This is a genomic window from Vibrio sp. TH_r3 (assembly GCF_033101115.1).
Taxonomy (GTDB): Bacteria; Pseudomonadota; Gammaproteobacteria; order Enterobacterales; family Vibrionaceae; genus Vibrio.
Genome location: NZ_JAWMPW010000026.1, coordinates 1 through 17558 on the forward strand (window position 1 = coordinate 1; position 17558 = coordinate 17558).

22 protein-coding genes are annotated in these 17558 nt (G+C 39.2%); 13 read left to right on the forward strand and 9 right to left on the reverse strand.

Annotated elements, in window-relative coordinates:
• Nucleotides 1–163: 163 nt before the first annotated feature.
• The 8 genes from R3X26_RS16090 to mlaF form a co-directional block, all read right to left on the reverse strand.
• Nucleotides 164–895 (reverse strand): 1-acylglycerol-3-phosphate O-acyltransferase, encoded by a 732-nt coding sequence (locus R3X26_RS16090; protein WP_317718351.1) that lies wholly within the window; start codon nt 893–895, stop codon nt 164–166.
• A gap of 157 nt (nt 896–1052) precedes the next feature.
• Nucleotides 1053–2318 carry a UDP-N-acetylglucosamine 1-carboxyvinyltransferase gene (murA, locus tag R3X26_RS16095; protein ID WP_317718352.1) on the reverse strand — a complete coding sequence of 422 codons (1266 nt, stop codon included), beginning with the start codon at nt 2316–2318 and terminating at the stop codon, nt 1053–1055.
• A 7-nt stretch (nt 2319–2325) separates the two neighbouring features.
• Nucleotides 2326–2580 carry a BolA family iron metabolism protein IbaG gene (gene ibaG, locus R3X26_RS16100; protein ID WP_317718353.1) on the reverse strand — a complete coding sequence of 85 codons (255 nt, stop codon included), beginning with the start codon at nt 2578–2580 and terminating at the stop codon, nt 2326–2328.
• Nucleotides 2581–2591: 11 nt separating this feature from the next.
• Nucleotides 2592–2897, reverse strand: a complete 306-nt coding sequence (locus R3X26_RS16105; RefSeq protein ID WP_317718354.1) for a lipid asymmetry maintenance protein MlaB — start codon at nt 2895–2897, stop codon at nt 2592–2594.
• The gene (locus R3X26_RS16110; protein WP_317718388.1) at nt 2894–3529 is read right to left on the reverse strand and encodes an ABC transporter substrate-binding protein; all 636 of its coding nucleotides are present in this window, start codon (nt 3527–3529) and stop codon (nt 2894–2896) included. The genes R3X26_RS16105 and R3X26_RS16110 overlap by 4 nt, the downstream gene beginning before the upstream one ends.
• Nucleotides 3530–3551: 22 nt before the next feature.
• Nucleotides 3552–4031 carry an outer membrane lipid asymmetry maintenance protein MlaD gene (gene mlaD, locus R3X26_RS16115; protein WP_317718389.1) on the reverse strand — a complete coding sequence of 160 codons (480 nt, stop codon included), beginning with the start codon at nt 4029–4031 and terminating at the stop codon, nt 3552–3554.
• A gap of 2 nt (nt 4032–4033) precedes the next feature.
• On the reverse strand, nt 4034–4825 hold the full coding sequence (gene mlaE / locus R3X26_RS16120; RefSeq protein ID WP_317718355.1) for a lipid asymmetry maintenance ABC transporter permease subunit MlaE: 792 nt from the start codon (nt 4823–4825) through the stop codon (nt 4034–4036).
• Entirely contained in the window at nt 4818–5621 is an 804-nt protein-coding gene (gene mlaF, locus R3X26_RS16125; RefSeq protein ID WP_317718356.1) for a phospholipid ABC transporter ATP-binding protein MlaF, read from the reverse strand. The genes mlaE and mlaF overlap by 8 nt, the downstream gene beginning before the upstream one ends.
• Before the next feature lie 300 nt (nt 5622–5921).
• Here mlaF and R3X26_RS16130 point away from each other — a divergent pair, with 300 nt between their 5' ends.
• The 12 genes from R3X26_RS16130 to mgtE all read left to right on the forward strand — a co-directional run bounded on the left by R3X26_RS16130 (nt 5922) and on the right by mgtE (nt 15347).
• Nucleotides 5922–6887 carry a calcium/sodium antiporter gene (locus R3X26_RS16130; protein ID WP_317718357.1) on the forward strand — a complete coding sequence of 322 codons (966 nt, stop codon included), beginning with the start codon at nt 5922–5924 and terminating at the stop codon, nt 6885–6887.
• A 29-nt stretch (nt 6888–6916) separates the two neighbouring features.
• Nucleotides 6917–7891 (forward strand): arabinose-5-phosphate isomerase KdsD, encoded by a 975-nt coding sequence (gene kdsD, locus R3X26_RS16135; RefSeq protein WP_317718358.1) that lies wholly within the window; start codon nt 6917–6919, stop codon nt 7889–7891.
• The gene (gene kdsC, locus R3X26_RS16140) at nt 7891–8463 is read left to right on the forward strand and encodes a 3-deoxy-manno-octulosonate-8-phosphatase KdsC (protein WP_317718359.1); all 573 of its coding nucleotides are present in this window, start codon (nt 7891–7893) and stop codon (nt 8461–8463) included. The genes kdsD and kdsC overlap by 1 nt, the downstream gene beginning before the upstream one ends.
• Nucleotides 8460–9023 (forward strand): LPS export ABC transporter periplasmic protein LptC, encoded by a 564-nt coding sequence (gene lptC / locus R3X26_RS16145; protein WP_317718360.1) that lies wholly within the window; start codon nt 8460–8462, stop codon nt 9021–9023. Before kdsC ends, lptC begins: the two co-directional genes overlap by 4 nt.
• Nucleotides 9004–9501, forward strand: a complete 498-nt coding sequence (gene lptA, locus R3X26_RS16150) for a lipopolysaccharide transport periplasmic protein LptA (RefSeq protein WP_317718361.1) — start codon at nt 9004–9006, stop codon at nt 9499–9501. The genes lptC and lptA overlap by 20 nt, the downstream gene beginning before the upstream one ends.
• 1 nt (nt 9502) lies before the next feature.
• On the forward strand, nt 9503–10228 hold the full coding sequence (lptB, locus tag R3X26_RS16155) for an LPS export ABC transporter ATP-binding protein (protein ID WP_317718362.1): 726 nt from the start codon (nt 9503–9505) through the stop codon (nt 10226–10228).
• Between the two features lie 151 nt (nt 10229–10379).
• Nucleotides 10380–11810, forward strand: a complete 1431-nt coding sequence (locus R3X26_RS16160; protein WP_411572428.1) for an RNA polymerase factor sigma-54 — start codon at nt 10380–10382, stop codon at nt 11808–11810.
• 83 nt (nt 11811–11893) lie between these two features.
• Nucleotides 11894–12181 (forward strand): ribosome hibernation promoting factor, encoded by a 288-nt coding sequence (hpf, locus tag R3X26_RS16165; protein ID WP_317718364.1) that lies wholly within the window; start codon nt 11894–11896, stop codon nt 12179–12181.
• Nucleotides 12182–12183: 2 nt separating this feature from the next.
• Nucleotides 12184–12636 carry a PTS IIA-like nitrogen regulatory protein PtsN gene (gene ptsN, locus R3X26_RS16170; protein ID WP_317718365.1) on the forward strand — a complete coding sequence of 151 codons (453 nt, stop codon included), beginning with the start codon at nt 12184–12186 and terminating at the stop codon, nt 12634–12636.
• Between the two features lie 2 nt (nt 12637–12638).
• Nucleotides 12639–13529: an RNase adapter RapZ gene (rapZ, locus tag R3X26_RS16175; protein ID WP_317718366.1), complete on the forward strand. Its 891-nt coding sequence runs from the start codon at nt 12639–12641 to the stop codon at nt 13527–13529.
• Between the two features lie 3 nt (nt 13530–13532).
• Complete coding sequence (locus R3X26_RS16180; protein ID WP_317718367.1) at nt 13533–13814, forward strand: HPr family phosphocarrier protein; 282 nt, start codon at nt 13533–13535, stop codon at nt 13812–13814.
• 165 nt (nt 13815–13979) lie between these two features.
• Entirely contained in the window at nt 13980–15347 is a 1368-nt protein-coding gene (mgtE, locus tag R3X26_RS16185) for a magnesium transporter (protein WP_317718368.1), read from the forward strand.
• A 119-nt stretch (nt 15348–15466) separates the two neighbouring features.
• Here mgtE and pmbA read toward each other — a convergent pair whose 3' ends face one another.
• On the reverse strand, nt 15467–16810 hold the full coding sequence (gene pmbA / locus R3X26_RS16190) for a metalloprotease PmbA (protein ID WP_317718369.1): 1344 nt from the start codon (nt 16808–16810) through the stop codon (nt 15467–15469).
• A 116-nt stretch (nt 16811–16926) separates the two neighbouring features.
• Here pmbA and yjgA point away from each other — a divergent pair, with 116 nt between their 5' ends.
• On the forward strand, nt 16927–17451 hold the full coding sequence (gene yjgA, locus R3X26_RS16195) for a ribosome biogenesis factor YjgA (protein ID WP_317718370.1): 525 nt from the start codon (nt 16927–16929) through the stop codon (nt 17449–17451).
• Nucleotides 17452–17558 lie beyond the last annotated feature (107 nt).

The window sequence follows — 17558 nt, forward strand, 5'->3', positions numbered from 1 at the left end:
ATCGTGAAGAAAAAGCCAAGCCGATATCCTAGAAAAAACAATGCCGTTCACCTTAAGTGAACGGCATTAGTGCTAAGTGCACTCTTTATTTTTTATTTAATATCCTAAGTTAATTTAATATCCTAGGTTAATTTAAGATCCTAAGTTAAAAAGCAGTTTAGTGCTATTCTTTTGCATTCCGACGTTCCACTTCTGCATCAAGCTCTTCTAGCTTCGCTTTCATCTGTTCACGACATAAGTTAGCTAACTCACGCACATTTTCTTTTTTATACCCTTCAGTGCTAATTGGCGGCAACATCTCGACGATTACGTGACCGTTGTTCCAACGATTAAATTTAATCTTATCTTGAGTAGTGCTACATACAATAGGAATAACAGGAATTCCCGCTCCTATAGCGGCATGAAAAGCGCCTGTTTTAAAGGGAAGTAATCCACGACCACGAGAACGTGTTCCTTCAGGAAACATCCAAACAGAAATATCACTCGACTTCAATTTATCAACAACTTGATCAATGGTTCCTTTCGCTCTAGAACGATTAAAACGATCAATAAGAATATTGCCTGTGATCCAATATAACTGTCCAAAAAGTGGAATCCAAACTAAACTTTTTTTCCCAACTGTAACAACTTTTGGGGTAACAGCTGAAGAAACGGTAAAGAGGTCCCAGTTATTTTGATGATTAGCTATGTAGAGGTGTTGGCCTCTATTATAAACATCATCAGGAAATCGTAATTCCAATTTGAACCCAAAGATCCTTGCCATTTTACAAAATTTACCACCAATAATGTAAACCAACTTAGGATCTCGTGGTGTAAGTAAACTATAACCACAACCAAACACAAACATGACTATTGCAAATATCAGCACGGCAATAACACGTAATAACGCGACCATTCAGCTTCTCCGTTATAAATAGATGTATAAATATATAGCTAAATATTAAAATTATAAAATATAAAAAAATCAGCTCGTTATAGAACTGAAGAAAAATCAAATTATAATCCATTAAAAAAACCGAAACCTGATAGATTTCGGTTTTTATTGATTATTTTCAGCTTGCGCCACTAAAGCGTTCTATTTTTGCGCCGAGTTTTTTTAACTTATTTTCTATTTTCTCATAACCACGATCGATGTGATAAATGCGATCAACAATCGTGTCACCTTTGGCAATACATCCAGCTATAACAAGACTTGCAGAAGCTCGTAAATCTGTTGCCATAACTTGAGCTGCACTCAATTCTTCTACATCACCACAGATAACGGTATTACCTTCAACTTCTGCTTTTGCTCCCATACGTTGCAACTCTGGAACATGCATAAAACGATTTTCAAAGATAGTTTCGGTGATAACACCGCCACCTTTTGCCATCATGTTGAGTAAGGTAAACTGCGCTTGCATATCGGTAGGAAAACCAGGGTGTGGAGCCGTTCGAATCGAAACCGCGCTTAATTCACGCCCAGTCATATCGAGACTAATCCAATCCTCTCCTGTTTTTATATCAGCACCCGCCTCTTCTAACTTTGCTAACACCGCTTCAAGAAGATATGACTTGGTTTTTTTACATAGCACTTTGCCACCAGATACCGCGGCCGCAACTAAAAATGTTCCGGTTTCAATGCGATCCGGAACAACAGAATGTTTCCCACCACTCAAGCGCTCAACACCTTCAATGATAATGGTGTCGGTTCCAGCACCTGAAATTTTAGCACCTAAGGTATTAAGAAAATTGGCGGTGTCTTCTATTTCAGGTTCACGCGCAGCATTGTCTAAAGTGGTTTTACCTTCCGCGAGAGTGGCAGCACACATAATGGTAATGGTTGCTCCAACACTCACTTTGTCCATAACAATATGAGCGCCTTTTAAGCGACCATCAACTTCGGCTTTTACGTAACCTTCGTCAAGTGTAATCGTTGCGCCCAATTGCTCTAAACCATGAATATGCAAATCCACAGGTCGAGCACCAATCGCACACCCACCAGGAAGTGATACTTGACCTTGCCCAAAACGAGCAACTAACGGGCCTAATGCCCAAATAGATGCTCGCATTGTTTTAACTAAATCGTATGGCGCACAAAATTCATTGATTGAACTGCTATCAACATGAACAGAACCATTTCGTGTAACTTTTGCGCCTAAACGAGTAAGAAGCTCCATTGTAGTATCAATGTCCTTCAACTTAGGAACATTAGCGACCTCAACCGGCTCCTCAGCCAAAATTGCTGCAAATAAAATAGGTAATGCCGCATTTTTAGCTCCACCAATTTCAACTTCACCACAAAGCGGTTGATGAGAGCCTGTAACTCTAAACTTTTCCATAATAACCTTATAGCGACATCAATTTCTTATCACGTTCCCACTCTTCTGGTGTGAACGTTTTAATCGTAACAGCATGAATATCATTTCTCTGAATATGTTCCATCAGAGGTGTGTAAATTAATTGCTGTTTTTTTACTCGGTTCAGAGTTTCAAAGCACGGGTCAATAGCAATGACTTCAAATTGACTCCCATCCCCTTTGACATGAATCTCTTGAATTTCAAGCGCGTCATCTAAGATTTTTTTTACTTCTATACTTTCCACAATAGATCCACTTATCTTTTAATATTTTTAAGCAACACGCTTTCGATGTTGCTTAATTGGAATAACGTTTGTAGCTGATTAGGTACAAAACCGAGCATTATATGGCAATTTGACTTTTTTGCATGCTGAATTAAATGAATCAACATCACCATTCCGGCAGAGTCCACTCGTTGCACGTATTGCAGTGAAACATTTAGCTCGGTTTGACTGGGTTCCCAGCGTTGCAAAAAAGCCCACAATTCAGGAACAGTTTCTCTTGTAAGCTCTCCGTTGAGAGTATAACCATCGGCGCTTTGTTGCCATTGGTCTTGGATCATTTTCCTTCACCTTCAAAACGAACAGGTTGAGCTGATAGCCTGATAAGCTCTTGAGAAACAGCAGGAATACCTTCTTTTCTGAGAGTGGAGTTCCACTCAGACTGTTTAGTGGATAATAAGCTAATACCTTCTGCTACCATATCGAACGCCAACCATTGCTGTGTTTTCTTATCGAGCCTTAATTTAAATTCCAACTTAATATCCGGTCTTGGATTATCAATAACATCGACTTTAACACTTGTGGTTCTGCCGCTTGGATTGAGCGGTTTTTTGGGTTCAAATTGAACAATTTGATCAGAGTAAAGCGTTAAAACTTGCGCGTAAGAGGTGACGAGATAACCTTGGAAGGCATCAATAAATTCCATCACATTGTCTCTGTTTTTTTCTTTTTTAAGGTGTGAACCTAACACTTTGAGCGCTGCGTAACGATAATCGATATAAGGCATCAACTCTTCTTCAACTACACGTTTTAATAATTCTGGATTATCTCTAATTGCACTATTTTCTGTTTTTAAACGATCAAATAAATTTTCAGAAACCGCCTTTATCATGTCATAAGGATCTGCCTTATCGACTTCTTGAGCGTAACTCACACCAGAAAGAACAACACTGAAAATGACCACATTAAACATTTTCTTGATAAAATTCATTCTATTACTCCTTGTCTGAATCATTTACGCTGTATAATACTTGACCTATAAGATCTTCAAGTACGATTGCTGACTTGGTATCCTCAATAAAATCGCCGTTACCTAGCATTTCAATATCATCGAATATAAAACCCGGAACTAAGCCCACATATTGCTCCCCTATAAGGCCCGATGTTAAGATTTCGGCACTGGATGTTTCTGGGAATTGTCCATATTTTTCATCAATAGCAAGGGTTACAACTGGTGTAAAGTTGTCTTTATCTAGGTCTATGCTGCTGACACGCCCAACGACCACACCACCAATTTTTACTGGGGAGCGAACTTTCAAGCTACCGATATTATCAAAATAGGCTTTCAGGTTATATGAATTGCTCGAACTTAACCCGGTAACATTCGCAACTTTAAATACCATAATGAGTACGGCGACTAAACCTGCGAATAAAAAAGCACCGACCCATAATTCCAATTTACGTGTTTGTTGCATCATTAATTCCCGAACATCAATGCTGTAAGAACAAAATCAATTCCCAATACAGCTAAAGAAGAATGCACTACTGTGCGTGTTGTTGCTTTGCTAATACCTTCTGACGTAGGTATTGCATCGTAACCATTAAATAAAGCTATCCAAGTAACTGTAATAGCAAATGCCATACATTTAATTAAACTGTTTCCAACATCTCTACCGAGTTGTACTGACGATTGGATTGCAGACCAAAAACTGCCATGATCAACACCTTTCCAATCAACTCCAACCATTTGACCACCCCATATACCGACAATAATAAAGATCATTGCAAGCAGTGGCATCGAGATTAATCCAGCCCAAAATCTTGGTGCGATGACTCTTTTTAATGGATCTACCGCCATCATTTCTAAACTAGAAAGCTGTTCAGTTGCTTTCATTAAACCAATTTCAGCCGTGAGAGCGGACCCAGCTCTCCCAGCAAATAACAGTGCAGTAACCACTGGGCCTAATTCCCTTAACAGAGAAAGAGTCACCATTTGGCCTAAACTGCCTTCCGCACCATAATCAACTAATACTACAAAGCCTTGTAAGCTAAGCACCATACCTATGAATAAACCAGAGACAACAATAATAGCTAATGATTGGACACCAATACTGTAGAGTTGTTTAACCAATAAAGGAAAATTCTTAACTGGCTGTGGTCTATTAAATACGGCCCCAGCCAACATTAATGTCGCGCGACCAGCTGAACGGCAACGATTAATACCAGCTGCACCTAAATTTTCTAAATAACTCACCAATGGATTAGACATGATCGAGAAGATCCTCTTCTATTGGTTTTGCAGGAAAACGAAATGGTACCGGTCCGTCAGCATGCCCTAATAAAAATTGTTGCACCATAGGATCGGGATTTGCTCTTAGTTGCTCAGGTGATCCTGAAGCAATAATGCGCCCATCCGCTAATAAATAAACCAAATCGGCAATACTCATCACTTCGGGAACATCATGAGACACAACAATAGAGGTTAATCCCAACGCTTGATTCAAATTTTTAATCAATTCAACTAACACACCCATAGTAATAGGATCTTGTCCAACGAAAGGTTCATCATACATGATAAGCTCTGGATCTAGTGCAATTGCACGTGCTAAAGCAGCTCTGCGCGCCATTCCTCCTGAAAGCTCACTCGGCATAAGGTGCCCTGCGCCACGTAAACCAACGGCTTCCAATTTTAACTTGACTAAAGTTTGTATCAAAGCGTCGCTAAGCTGAGTGTGCTCTCTAAGTGGAAAAGCGACATTATCGAAAACATTGAGGTCAGTAAATAAAGCACCAGATTGAAATAGCATGCTCATTTTTTTTCTTGCCTGATAAAGCTGGCTCCTACTTAACTTAGGAATATTTTGTTTATCAAACCAAATGTCACCTGAATCAGGAGGAATTTGACCTCCAATTAAGCGCAATAACGTCGTTTTTCCGATTCCTGAAGGCCCCATAATTGCAGTGATTTTTCCTTCGGGTACAACCAAACTCACTTTATTGAATATGGTTCGATCACCTCGACGAAAAGTGAGATCATTTATGGTTACAAAATCCGTTGCGGGCATAGGGTCACTTTTTCTGCTGTGCTAAATACTGTTAAAGCTATCAATTTAAATGCTATATTATCGACAAACTTAGCGAAGATACATAAGATTCAGATTCTAACCTTATTTCAACTAGAAATAGTACTGTTTCTGATAGTATAATTTTAAAATTAAGTAAAGAAATGTACAAATTTAACCTTGTAATTAAGAAATCACATACATTTCCGTATAAATTTCTTCAAAATTGAACTTCTCTTTTATTACGCTGAATATAGAATAAGCGGCCACCTTGTTAAATAGTAAATTTTGATAGGAATAATCATGTTTGAAGCGGTAGCTTTTCTTATAGTAGGTCTGGTTTTTTTAGTTTGGAGTGCCGATAGGTTAGTGTATGGGGCCGCTGCATTAGCAAAGAATATTGGAATTTCACCACTGATTATAGGTATGACGATTCTAGCAATGGGATCATCTGCACCTGAAATGATGGTTTCAGCCAGTGCTTCACTTGCTGGGAAATCAGATACAGCCGTTGGTAATGTTTTAGGTTCAAACATCGCTAATATTGCTTTGATCATAGGAATAACAGCGTTAATAAAACCGCTCTCCATCAGTTCTGGCGTCATTCGCCGTGAACTCCCTCTGATGATTGTTGTTACCTTATTATCCGGCATTATTCTTTGGGATAGCCATTTGGGCTTCTACGAAGGTGTGTTGTTATTTGTTCTTTTTGCTGTATTCATTCTCGCAATGTTACGAATAAGTCAAAAAGAAAAAAGCAATGGCGATTCATTTATAGAAGAACAAGAGTCTGAAATCCCAGAAGGCGTGAGTAATATTAAAGCCGCCATGTGGGTTGTTATCGGTCTGATTATTTTACCTTTGTCTGCTGATACTCTAGTGGATAATGCTGTCATCATCGCAAAATATTTTGGCATGAGCGATTTAGTAATAGGTCTAACGATCATCGCTATCGGAACCAGTTTACCTGAATTGGCGGCATCTTTAGCAGGTGTATTGAAAGGTGAAGACGATATGGCGGTAGGTAATATTATCGGCTCTAATGTATTCAATATATTAGCAGTTATGGGCATTCCGGGACTTCTTAATCCCTCCATCTTGAGCCAACATGCAATGGGACGTGACTTTTGGGTCATGCTGACGGTTTCTTTGCTATTGGTTCTTTTCGCCTTAGGTAAATCACGCTCAATTAACCGAATAGAAGGCGCACTTTTATTCACTTGCTTCATTGGTTATCAAGCCTACTTATTTGCTAATATGACGGCTTAACCAAAATTCAAAACAGTGTTAGGAACATAATGTCTATGTCGTTATTTGATTACAAACGTTCAGCTAAACAGGTTTTAGATACTGAAATAGCTGGATTAATCCAATTAGCCCAATACTTCAATGATGATTTCTGCACTGCCTGCGACTTGATCCTAAATAATAACGGAAAAGTTGTGGTCATGGGGATGGGTAAATCAGGACACATAGGCAATAAGATAGCAGCGACATTAGCAAGCACAGGTACCTCGGCTTTTTTTGTCCATCCGGGAGAAGCGGCACACGGTGATCTTGGTATGATAGAGTCAAAAGATATTGTTATTGCTATATCAAATTCAGGTGAGTCATCTGAAATACTCTCTTTGTTTCCTGTATTGAAAAGACTCAATATCAAGCTCATTAGTATGACGGGTAACCCATCATCAACAATGGCTAAGCTGGCTGATATTCATCTACAAATCACTGTTGCTAAAGAAGCATGTCCACTAGGTCAAGCTCCGACGAGTAGCACAACAGCAACATTAGTGATGGGTGATGCTCTAGCGGTTTCTCTATTACAAGCCAGAGGATTTACCTCGGAAGATTTTGCTTTATCACACCCAGGTGGCGCATTAGGTCGAAAATTACTGCTAAAATTAAAAGATATTATGCGTACAGGTGACAGTTTACCTAAAGTAACGGAAACCGCTTTAATTAAAGATGCTTTGATTGAAATATCCCAAAAAGGATTGGGAATGACCGCTATTGTCGACTCTTCCAATCACGTACTCGGTATTTTTACCGACGGTGATTTACGTCGTTTATTAGATCAAAAAGTTGATGTTTACTCTACCGTTATTGGTGAAGTTATGACTAAAAACCCAACAATGGCGAATCCTAATATGCTTGCTGTTGAAGGGGTTAATATGATGCAAGAGCGACAAATCACTAGCTTATTATTATGTGAAGATGATCAACTCGTCGGCGCTCTTAATATGCATGACTTATTAAAAGCAGGAGTAATGTAGTGTCAAATACCAATTCAAATAATCTTGTCAACACCCTGTATGGACAAGTTGAGCAGGAAATATTTGCGCTAGCAAAAAATATAAAGCTCCTTATTTGTGATGTTGATGGTGTTTTTTCTGATGGTTTAATCTATATGGGGAATCACGGTGAGGAATTAAAAACCTTCCATACACGCGATGGGTATGGTGTGAAATCTCTCATGAAAGCAGGTATTGAAGTAGCGATAATTACTGGAAGGAAGTCGCAAATTGTAGAAAATCGCATGAAAGCCTTAGGGATCACACTGATTTATCAGGGACAAGACAATAAACTACAAGCCTATAATGATATTTGCTCAAAAGTTAATGTTTCTGCGGAACATTCCGCTTACATAGGAGATGATCTTATTGATTGGCCAGTGATGGAAAAAGTTGGCTTAAAAGTGTGTGTTGCAGACGGCCACCCTCTACTTGCTAAACGAGCAAACTACGTCACTCATACTAAAGGTGGCTATGGTGCAGTTCGCGAAGTATGCGATCTTATTTTAGAAGCGAGATCCGAAATAGATATGCATCAAGGTTTGAGTATATGAACATATCTCGTATTTTTTACACCATCCTAGTGCTGATTGCCGTCTCTTCAGCTTATTACCTGTTTGGCAGCAAAGATACCGATGTACTTCAAATTGATCCTAATGTAGAACTACCAGCATTAAGTGGTAAAAATGTCGATAACACCAACTACAACGATGATGGAGTGAGAAGTTATCATATAACCTCCTCTTATTTAGACCATTTTGCTGTTAGCGGTGAAACCAAATTTAAATACCCTATTCTTTATATTTATAAAGAAGGTGAGACGAAAGAATGGGAAGTCACAGCAGATCGTGGCATATTGGATAAAAATCATGTACTCACTTTATACGATAATGTTTTAGCGAAAAACTTATTACCAGACGCGAGTTTTGATACCATGTCGACTGACAAACTTTCTATTCAATTAGATAATAGAGATTTTTGGGCAGATAACACGGTGTTATTGATCGGCCCCACTTTTGAGAATAAAGGTCAAGCGATGAAAGGTAATTTCGGTCAAAACGTCGCCACACTATTTAATAACGTACAAGGTAGATATGAAACTCTTACACCTTAGTCTTCTTGCTTGTCTGTTTGCGACAAGTAGTGCATATGCACTTAAATCAGACTCTGATCAGCCTATTTATATCGATTCCGATACACAGAATCTGGATATGAAAAGTAATACCGTTACTTTTACTGGTGATGTGAAACTAAAACAAGGTAGTATTAGTATCAATGCCGATAAACTGGTTGTTATTCGAAATCCGCAAGACGGAGCATTGAGAGAAATAGAAGGTTATGGTGAACCCACTACTTTTTCTCAATTGACAGACGATGGCAACACATTAAATGGTCAAGCAAGAGAGCTTTACTATAATGTAAGTTCAGATCAGTTAACCATGATTACAGATGCTATCCTTTCACAAGATGAAAGCACAATTCAGGGTAACAAAATAACCTATAAAATTGGGTCACAAAAACTCACCGCAAATAGCGGTGCAGGTGAGCGAGTAAAAACCGTTCTTCAACCAGCACAAGCAACAAAACAATAATATGGCGATATTAAAAGCTGAACACTTAGCCAAGAGCTATAAAAATAGAAAAGTCGTTGCCGATGTCAGTCTAACGGTTGAATCTGGTCAAATAGTGGGATTACTGGGACCGAATGGCGCGGGAAAAACAACTTCCTTCTATATGATAGTAGGACTGGTTGCTCGAGACGAAGGTCGAATCATGATTGACGACAACGACATCAGCATTTTACCGATGCACAGTCGCTCAAGGCTAGGGATAGGTTATTTGCCTCAAGAAGCCTCTATCTTTCGTAAACTATCTGTTGAAGACAACATAATGGCGGTTCTTGAAACTCGCAAAAGTTTAAGTCGAGAAGAAAAACAAGATAGAATGGAAGACTTGCTGGATGAATTTAATATCCAACACATTAGAAAAAGTGCAGGTATGGCATTATCTGGTGGTGAGCGTAGAAGGGTTGAAATAGCACGTGCTTTAGCTGCTAATCCTGAATTCATACTACTAGATGAACCTTTTGCTGGTGTTGACCCTATATCGGTTATTGATATAAAAAAGATTATTGAGCATTTGAGAGATCGTGGTTTAGGGGTATTGATTACCGACCACAATGTTCGTGAGACATTGGATGTCTGTGAAAAAGCTTATATTGTAAGCCAAGGGCATCTCATTGCCGAAGGAACACCAGAACAAGTTCTGAATAACGAACAAGTAAAACAAGTTTATCTAGGCGAACAATTCCGTCTATGATTAATAAGTACATAAATAAAGAGATTAGATAAAAAATGGATTTACTTAGCGTTTAATTTGGAACGCTAATTTTGCAACGCTGACAACGGAACAAGGTTTTAAATACTGGATGAAACCATCATTACAACTCAAACTGGGTCAACAACTCGCAATGACTCCGCAATTGCAACAAGCCATTCGTTTGTTGCAATTATCGACGTTAGATCTCCAACAAGAGATCCAAGAAGCGCTGGAATCAAACCCGCTACTTGATGTAGATGAAGGTCAAGAGGAACCAGTATCTTCCGATAATAATGAAAAAATAAAAGAAGATAACTCAACTGAAGCTACGGCAGAAGTATCAGCTGAGCCTGAATTACCAGACAGCTCAGATGCGATCGAAAAATCAGAAATTTCAGACGATTTAGAAATCGATGCATCTTGGGATGATGTTTATAGTGCTAACACAGGTAATACAGGCATTGCTCTTGATGATGACATGCCTGTTTACCAAGGTGAGACCACTCAAAGCCTGCAAGACTATTTACTATGGCAACTTGATTTAACGCCTTTTTCTGACACAGATAGAACCATAGCAACGGCAATCGTCGATGCTATCGACCAATATGGTTACCTTACGATATCCGTTGAAGATATTTTAGAAAGCGTAAACAACAAAGACGTTGAGTTAGATGAAGTAGAGGCAGTACTAAAACGCATTCAGCAGTTCGACCCTTTAGGTGTTGCCTCAAGGAATTTACAGGAATGCCTTTTACTTCAATTGGCAACTTACCCACCTGAAACTCCTTGGTTAGATGAGACCAAATTAGTACTAACCAACCATATTGACCAATTAGGCAATAGAGATTACAAACTCATATCGAAAGAAAGCAAACTGAAAGAAGCGCAGCTTCGGGAAGTTATGCAACTCATTCAGCAATTAGACCCAAGACCCGGAAGCTCAATTACACCTGATGAAACAGAATACGTTGTTCCTGATGTGAGTGTATTCAAAGATAAAGGGAAATGGTCTGTCACTATTAATCCAGACAGCGTCCCAAGATTAAAAGTCAATCAACAATACGCAGCGCTTGGAAAAGGTAATAGTGCAGATAGCCAATTTATTCGTAATAATCTTCAAGAAGCAAAATGGTTAATCAAAAGTCTAGAAAGCCGAAACGAGACGTTATTAAAGGTTGCTCGTTGCATTGTTGAACATCAACAAGGCTTCTTCGATTTCGGGGAAGAAGCAATGAAACCTATGGTGCTTAATGATATTGCATTAGCAGTAGAAATGCATGAATCAACCATATCTAGGGTGACTACGCAGAAATTTATGCATACCCCGCGAGGCATATTCGAGTTGAAATATTTCTTCTCTAGCCATGTTAGTACTGATAATGGTGGAGAATGTTCATCGACGGCAATTCGTGCACTTATAAAGAAATTGGTTGCCGCAGAAAATACGGCCAAACCATTAAGTGATAGTAAGATTGCCGCACTGTTAGCTGACCAAGGAATTAAGGTTGCAAGACGTACCATTGCAAAATACCGAGAATCTTTAGGTATAGCCCCTTCCAGTCAGCGTAAACGCCTACTTTAGTAAGTAATTTATTACTTTAGTTAACGGTTTATTACTTTAGTTAACGGTTTATTACTCTAGTAAACAACGAAGAAGGAAAGTCTATGCAAATCAATATTACAGGCCATCACGTTGATCTAACCGATTCAATGCAAGACTACGTTCACACTAAATTTCAAAAATTAGAGCGATTTTTTGAAAATATTACCAATGTTCATGTGGTATTACGCTTAGAAAAGGTGCACCATATCGCCGAAGCGACACTGCATGTTAGTCAAGGTGATATCCATGCTACTGCAGATGAAGAGAACATGTATGCTGCTATAGATTCTCTAGTCGATAAACTTGTACGTCAGTTAAACAAACACAAAGAGAAACTTAGTAATCATTAACTATGCAAATTAATCAAGTCCTTACATTGGATTGCACTAAAAGTGCAGTCCAATGTACCAGTAAAAAAAGAGCGCTAGAGCTAATAAGTCAAATAGCAGCTGAACATACTGGAGAGAACTCAACCGAACTATTCCAATGTATGCTGAATAGAGAAAAAATGGGCAGTACAGGTATCGGTAATGGTATTGCTATTCCACATGCGAGAATGCTTACATCAACGGATAAAGCCGTTGCAGTACTCGTTCAATGTAAAGACCCAATTGAATTCGATTCCATTGACAATCGACCTGTTGATCTATTATTTGCTTTACTGGTTCCAGACGCACAATGTAAAGAGCATTTAAAAACGCTCTCATCTATGGCTGAGCGCTTGAGCAATAAACAAATCCTGAAACAACTTAGAGCTGCACAAAGTGACCAAGAACTCTTTAATATAATGATAGATAATACGTAAATATGATCGACGCAATTCCAAGTGAAAAGAAAAACCATTTTGTCATAATAAGTGGCCAGTCTGGCGCAGGAAAAAGCGTCGCTCTTCGAGTGCTTGAAGATCTCAGCTACTATACTGTCGATAATCTGCCTATCGCTTTACTCGATCAATTTGTAGAGTCAACTAAACATAGCCAACAAAATATCGCGGTCAGTATCGATATTAGGAACTTACCAACAAACCCTCAAGATATCGTAGAAAAAATAGCTCAGTTAAGAGAATCAACCGATGTTACCGTCTTCTTTCTAGGGGCTAGCCAAGAATCATTGCTAAAAAGATACAGTGAAACTCGGCGTATTCACCCTCTCTCTTTAGGTAGCGAAAAATTATCACTTGAACAAGCCATTAAAAAAGAAAAACGCCTATTAGAATACGTAAAAGAACAAGCCGACTTAGTCATTGATAGCAGCGATCAATCTTTGCATGATTTGAGCGAGTTAGTTCGTTTAAGGATCTTAGGCAGAGAGAGAAACGAATTGGTTATGGTATTTGAATCATTCGGTTTTAAATATGGCTTACCGCATGATGCTGACTACATATTTGATGTTCGCTTTTTACCTAATCCACATTGGGAACCTAATCTCAGAGCTTACACAGGATTAGATAAACCCGTTACTGATTTTCTTGGACAACAAGCCTGTGTAGTAGAATTAGAGAGTGACATCAAAAAATTTGTGGAAAAGTGGCTTCCCGATCTGGAAAAAAATAACCGAAGTTACCTTACTATTGCTATTGGTTGCACCGGAGGAAAACATCGCTCTGTTTACATAACGCAACAATTGGGTGAGTATTTTAAATCTCTCGGTAAACAGGTACAGATTCGACATACGAGCATAGAAAAACGGCGGTTATAAACCATGACATTAAGACGCAGTAAAAAAGTATTAATCCAAAATCGATTAGGGTTACATGCACGAGCAGCCGTAAAATTAGTGGAATTATCTCAAAGTTATAACGCTACAGTTACCGTCAGTAATGAAGAAAACAAAGAAATGTCCGCCGACAGTGTAATGGGCTTGATAATGTTAGAATCGGCTCAAGGACAATATGTCACCGTTAACGCAGAAGGCGAACAAGCCGATCAAGCTTTGACCGCAGTTTGCCAATTAATTGAAGCGAAATTTGAAGAAGACGAATAAAGCTCACTACAAATTAACACTATACTTTCAATTCACCCGTAAAATTCAGTTTTTAAAACTTAGTAATCAACAAAAAAGCTTGTAAGTCATAAGAACTTATTAAATAACAAGTAGAATTGCGTTACTATTCCAAACAATTTTCGTATTTATCCTCTAGGAGCGGCAATGGCAGAGCAGCAACAAGAACTCGATCAAGCTCAACAAGCTCATCAAACCCTCCAAGAAGTTAGTGATGCACTAGATAGTGGTCGCTTTGTTCATGTCCGACGTCAACTTCAGGATATGGAACCAGAAGATATCGCTCATCTCCTCGAATCCTCTCCTCGAAAATCTCGTGATGTACTTTGGCAACTGACCGATCCTGAAGACTACGGTGAAATTCTTGACGAGTTAAATGAAGACGTCAAAGATGCACTAGTCTCACAAATGGCCCCGGAGAAATTCGTCGAAGCTACCGAAGGCATGGATACCGATGATTTAGCCTACGTTCTGCGTAGTTTACCAAATGACGTATCTAAAGAAATTCTCGACCAAATGGATATTGCTGATCGACTTCGAGTCGAAACAGCGCTCTCCTATCCAGAAGACACAGCTGGCGGAATGATGAATACCGATGTGACCACAATCCGTGGTGACGTTGATCTGGATGTTGTATTACGTTACTTAAGGATGAAAGGTGAACTACCTGATGTCACCGATGCCTTATATGTCATAGACAAAGAAAGTCGACTTATAGGTCACCTTTCATTAACAACATTAATCACTACCCAACCTGATATTCAAGTCAGTGAAGTCATGGACGATGCTGATGAAGCGATTTTAGTTGAAACCAGTGACTCAGATGTTGCCAGCCTGTTTGAACGTCGAAATTGGGTATCCGCTCCCGTTGTGGATGAAAACCAACACTTAGTTGGTCGTATTACTATCGATGATGTGGTCGATATAATACGCGAAGATGCAGAACACTCTATGATGAGCTTAGCAGGTATGGACGATGACGAAGATACGTTTGCCCCAGTCTTTAAATCGACCAGAAGAAGAAGTGTTTGGCTTGGAGCTAACGTACTTGCCGCTTTAGCCGCAGCCTCTGTATCTAATATGTTTGAAGCCACACTCGAACAAATGGCTGCCATTGCAGTTCTCATGACCATTGTACCTTCTATGGGCGGTGTGGCCGGTAATCAAACCGTTGCACTAGTGATAAGAGGATTAGCATTAGGGCACATAGGTGATAGTAACAAAAAAGAATTACTTCTCAAAGAAGCGGCTATTGGCCTGTTAAATGGTATTTTGTGGGCCTGCATTATAGGTGGAATCGTTGTTTTATGGAAAGACGATTGGCTATTAGGTGGAATTATATCTGCGGCCATGCTCACCAATTTAATCGTTGCGGGCATAGCAGGTGTGACCATTCCAATTTTGTTGAAAAAAATCAACGTAGACCCTGCTTTAGCTGGTGGAATGGCATTAACAACCATTACGGATGTAATCGGTCTATCTGTATTTTTAGGCTTAGCAAGCTTGTTAATATAACCTTTGCTAAGCGTAAGTCTCGCCTCCTTTAATACAGTATTAAAACGGTTCTATAAATAACTATAAACAAAAAAAGCACCTCACTAGGAGGTGCTAACGAGTAATCACCCTAACGGTAATTACTCTCCCGCCACTTTCATTGATTCAATTAAAATAGAACCGGTTTGAATTTGTGAACGAGTTTCAATATCACTACCCACCGCTACAATTTGTTTAAACATCTCTTTTAAGTTACCAGCAATAGTGATTTCTGATACTGGATATTGAATTTCACCGTTTTCAACCCAAAAACCAGATGCACCACGAGAATAATCACCAGTGACAATATTGACACCTTGCCCCATCAACTCGGTAACGAGTAACCCTGTACCCAGAGTTTGCAACATCTGCTCAAATGTTTCTCCCGTAGGCTTAACAAACCAGTTGTGGATCCCTCCTGCATGACCTGTCGGCGTCATATTAAGTTTACGTGCCGAATAACTGGTAAGAAGATAAGTCGATAAAATACCATCTGTTATAATAGTTCTATCTTGAGTAAACACTCCTTCACTATCAAACGGGCTTGATGCGAGTCCTCTAAGTACATGAGGTTTTTCTTCAATATTAAACCAATCAGGAAAAACTTGAGTGTTCAAACCATCCAGCAAGAAAGACGATTTTCGATAAAGATTGCCACCACTAATTGCCATAATCAAATGGCCGATAAGGCCAGTTGCTGCATCAGCGGCAAATAATACTGGGCATTGGCCAGTCGCTATTTTTCTGGCATCTAACCTTGCTAACGTTTTTTCCGCTGCACTGATTCCCACTTTTTCAGGCGTCCATAAATCATCAATACAACGAGCGACACTATAGCTATAATCCCTTTCCATTCCACCATCACTGCCCTCACCAATCATTACACAGCTCATACTGTGTCGACTAGAAGCATAGCTAGCAAGTAGGCCATGGCTGTTACCATAAACTCTCACGCCATAATGGCTATCATAACTAGCACCATCACTTTGTTTAATTTGATCGCTATAGTCTAACGCCGCTGTTTCGGCAGCAATGGCGATACTAGCGGCGCGGTCAGGGTTAGGTTCATCGGGATGAAAAAGATCTAAATCGGGTATTTTTTTTACCATTAATTCTTTCGGTGCCGGACCTGAAAATGGGTCTTCTGAAGTATATTTAGCAATATCTAACGCAGCTTCTACTGTTTGTTGAATCGCTCTTTCACTTAAATCTGATGTAGAGGCGCTGCCTTTACATTGGCCACGATAAACGGTGATGCCTAACGCTCCATCACTATTAAACTCCACGTTCTCTACTTCACACATCCGAGTCGACACGCTAATGCCAGTGGTTTTATTAATAGCGACTTCCGCTGCGTCGGCAACACCAGTAGCAAGTGTTAATGCTTTCTCAACAGCAAGTTCAAGATCTATTTTTTGTTGGGCAATTTGTTGTTTAACATCCATAATTTCAGTTCTTTTGCGAATATCTTTACTTAGAATAACAAGGTTTTCGCTTTCTCCCCATAAATCTTGCTAAAATAGTGTCAAATCTCTCTAGATAACTACGAGAACTTAATAAAATGGCAAGAAAAAACCAAAAAGCACCATGGGAAGAAGAAGAAGAGATCATCTGGGTAAGTAAAACTGAGATGAAACAAGATATGCAGGCTCTACAAGATTTAGGCGTTGAGCTTGTTGGACTTAAACCTTCTATTTTGGAGAAGTTTCCACTTCCGGAGTCATTAAGAATCGCTATAACCGATGCGCAGCGTTTTAAAAATGAGGCAAAACGGCGTCAGTTACAATATATCGGTAAATTAATGAAAAGCGTTGAAGTTGAACCAATTCAAGCAGCTCTAGATAAATATCGAAACAAATATTCACAAGCAACGGCTGAACTGCATAAACTTGAACAATTACGGGATGATTTAGTTGAGAAAGGCGATTCTGTATTAAATGAAATTTTAACAGCGTATCCTGATGCTGATAGACAGCGTTTACGTCAACTTTACTTACAAGCGAATCGAGAGAAGAAAGCCAATAAGCCACCAAAAGCTTATCGTGAAATATTTCAGGTACTGAAAGAGCTAAATGAATTAAATTAAAATCAATCTACAGTATTCTTACAAGCTCTGTCTGCATTATACTGAGCTTGTAAGATAAACCGATATCACAAAGTCTAAGTAACAAGATAAATCTATCTAACTTTACC

What these genes read in the sequence shown, in the direction of transcription:
- R3X26_RS16180 (WP_317718367.1), top strand. Translation starts at nt 13,533, where the DNA reads ATGACATTAAGACGCAGTAAAAAAGTATTAATCCAAAATCGATTAGGG.
- R3X26_RS16110 (WP_317718388.1), bottom strand. Translation starts at nt 3,529, where the DNA reads ATGTTTAATGTGGTCATTTTCAGTGTTGTTCTTTCTGGTGTGAGTTAC.
- kdsD (WP_317718358.1), top strand. Translation starts at nt 6,917, where the DNA reads ATGTCTATGTCGTTATTTGATTACAAACGTTCAGCTAAACAGGTTTTA.
- R3X26_RS16105 (WP_317718354.1), bottom strand. Translation starts at nt 2,897, where the DNA reads ATGATCCAAGACCAATGGCAACAAAGCGCCGATGGTTATACTCTCAAC.
- R3X26_RS16090 (WP_317718351.1), bottom strand. Translation starts at nt 895, where the DNA reads ATGGTCGCGTTATTACGTGTTATTGCCGTGCTGATATTTGCAATAGTC.
- mlaE (WP_317718355.1), bottom strand. Translation starts at nt 4,825, where the DNA reads ATGTCTAATCCATTGGTGAGTTATTTAGAAAATTTAGGTGCAGCTGGT.
- lptA (WP_317718361.1), top strand. Translation starts at nt 9,004, where the DNA reads ATGAAACTCTTACACCTTAGTCTTCTTGCTTGTCTGTTTGCGACAAGT.
- R3X26_RS16130 (WP_317718357.1), top strand. Translation starts at nt 5,922, where the DNA reads ATGTTTGAAGCGGTAGCTTTTCTTATAGTAGGTCTGGTTTTTTTAGTT.
- hpf (WP_317718364.1), top strand. Translation starts at nt 11,894, where the DNA reads ATGCAAATCAATATTACAGGCCATCACGTTGATCTAACCGATTCAATG.
- yjgA (WP_317718370.1), top strand. Translation starts at nt 16,927, where the DNA reads ATGGCAAGAAAAAACCAAAAAGCACCATGGGAAGAAGAAGAAGAGATC.
- murA (WP_317718352.1), bottom strand. Translation starts at nt 2,318, where the DNA reads ATGGAAAAGTTTAGAGTTACAGGCTCTCATCAACCGCTTTGTGGTGAA.
- mlaF (WP_317718356.1), bottom strand. Translation starts at nt 5,621, where the DNA reads ATGCCCGCAACGGATTTTGTAACCATAAATGATCTCACTTTTCGTCGA.
- lptB (WP_317718362.1), top strand. Translation starts at nt 9,503, where the DNA reads ATGGCGATATTAAAAGCTGAACACTTAGCCAAGAGCTATAAAAATAGA.
- ptsN (WP_317718365.1), top strand. Translation starts at nt 12,184, where the DNA reads ATGCAAATTAATCAAGTCCTTACATTGGATTGCACTAAAAGTGCAGTC.
- rapZ (WP_317718366.1), top strand. Translation starts at nt 12,639, where the DNA reads ATGATCGACGCAATTCCAAGTGAAAAGAAAAACCATTTTGTCATAATA.
- lptC (WP_317718360.1), top strand. Translation starts at nt 8,460, where the DNA reads ATGAACATATCTCGTATTTTTTACACCATCCTAGTGCTGATTGCCGTC.
- R3X26_RS16160 (WP_411572428.1), top strand. Translation starts at nt 10,380, where the DNA reads ATGACTCCGCAATTGCAACAAGCCATTCGTTTGTTGCAATTATCGACG.
- pmbA (WP_317718369.1), bottom strand. Translation starts at nt 16,810, where the DNA reads ATGGATGTTAAACAACAAATTGCCCAACAAAAAATAGATCTTGAACTT.
- mlaD (WP_317718389.1), bottom strand. Translation starts at nt 4,031, where the DNA reads ATGCAACAAACACGTAAATTGGAATTATGGGTCGGTGCTTTTTTATTC.
- mgtE (WP_317718368.1), top strand. Translation starts at nt 13,980, where the DNA reads ATGGCAGAGCAGCAACAAGAACTCGATCAAGCTCAACAAGCTCATCAA.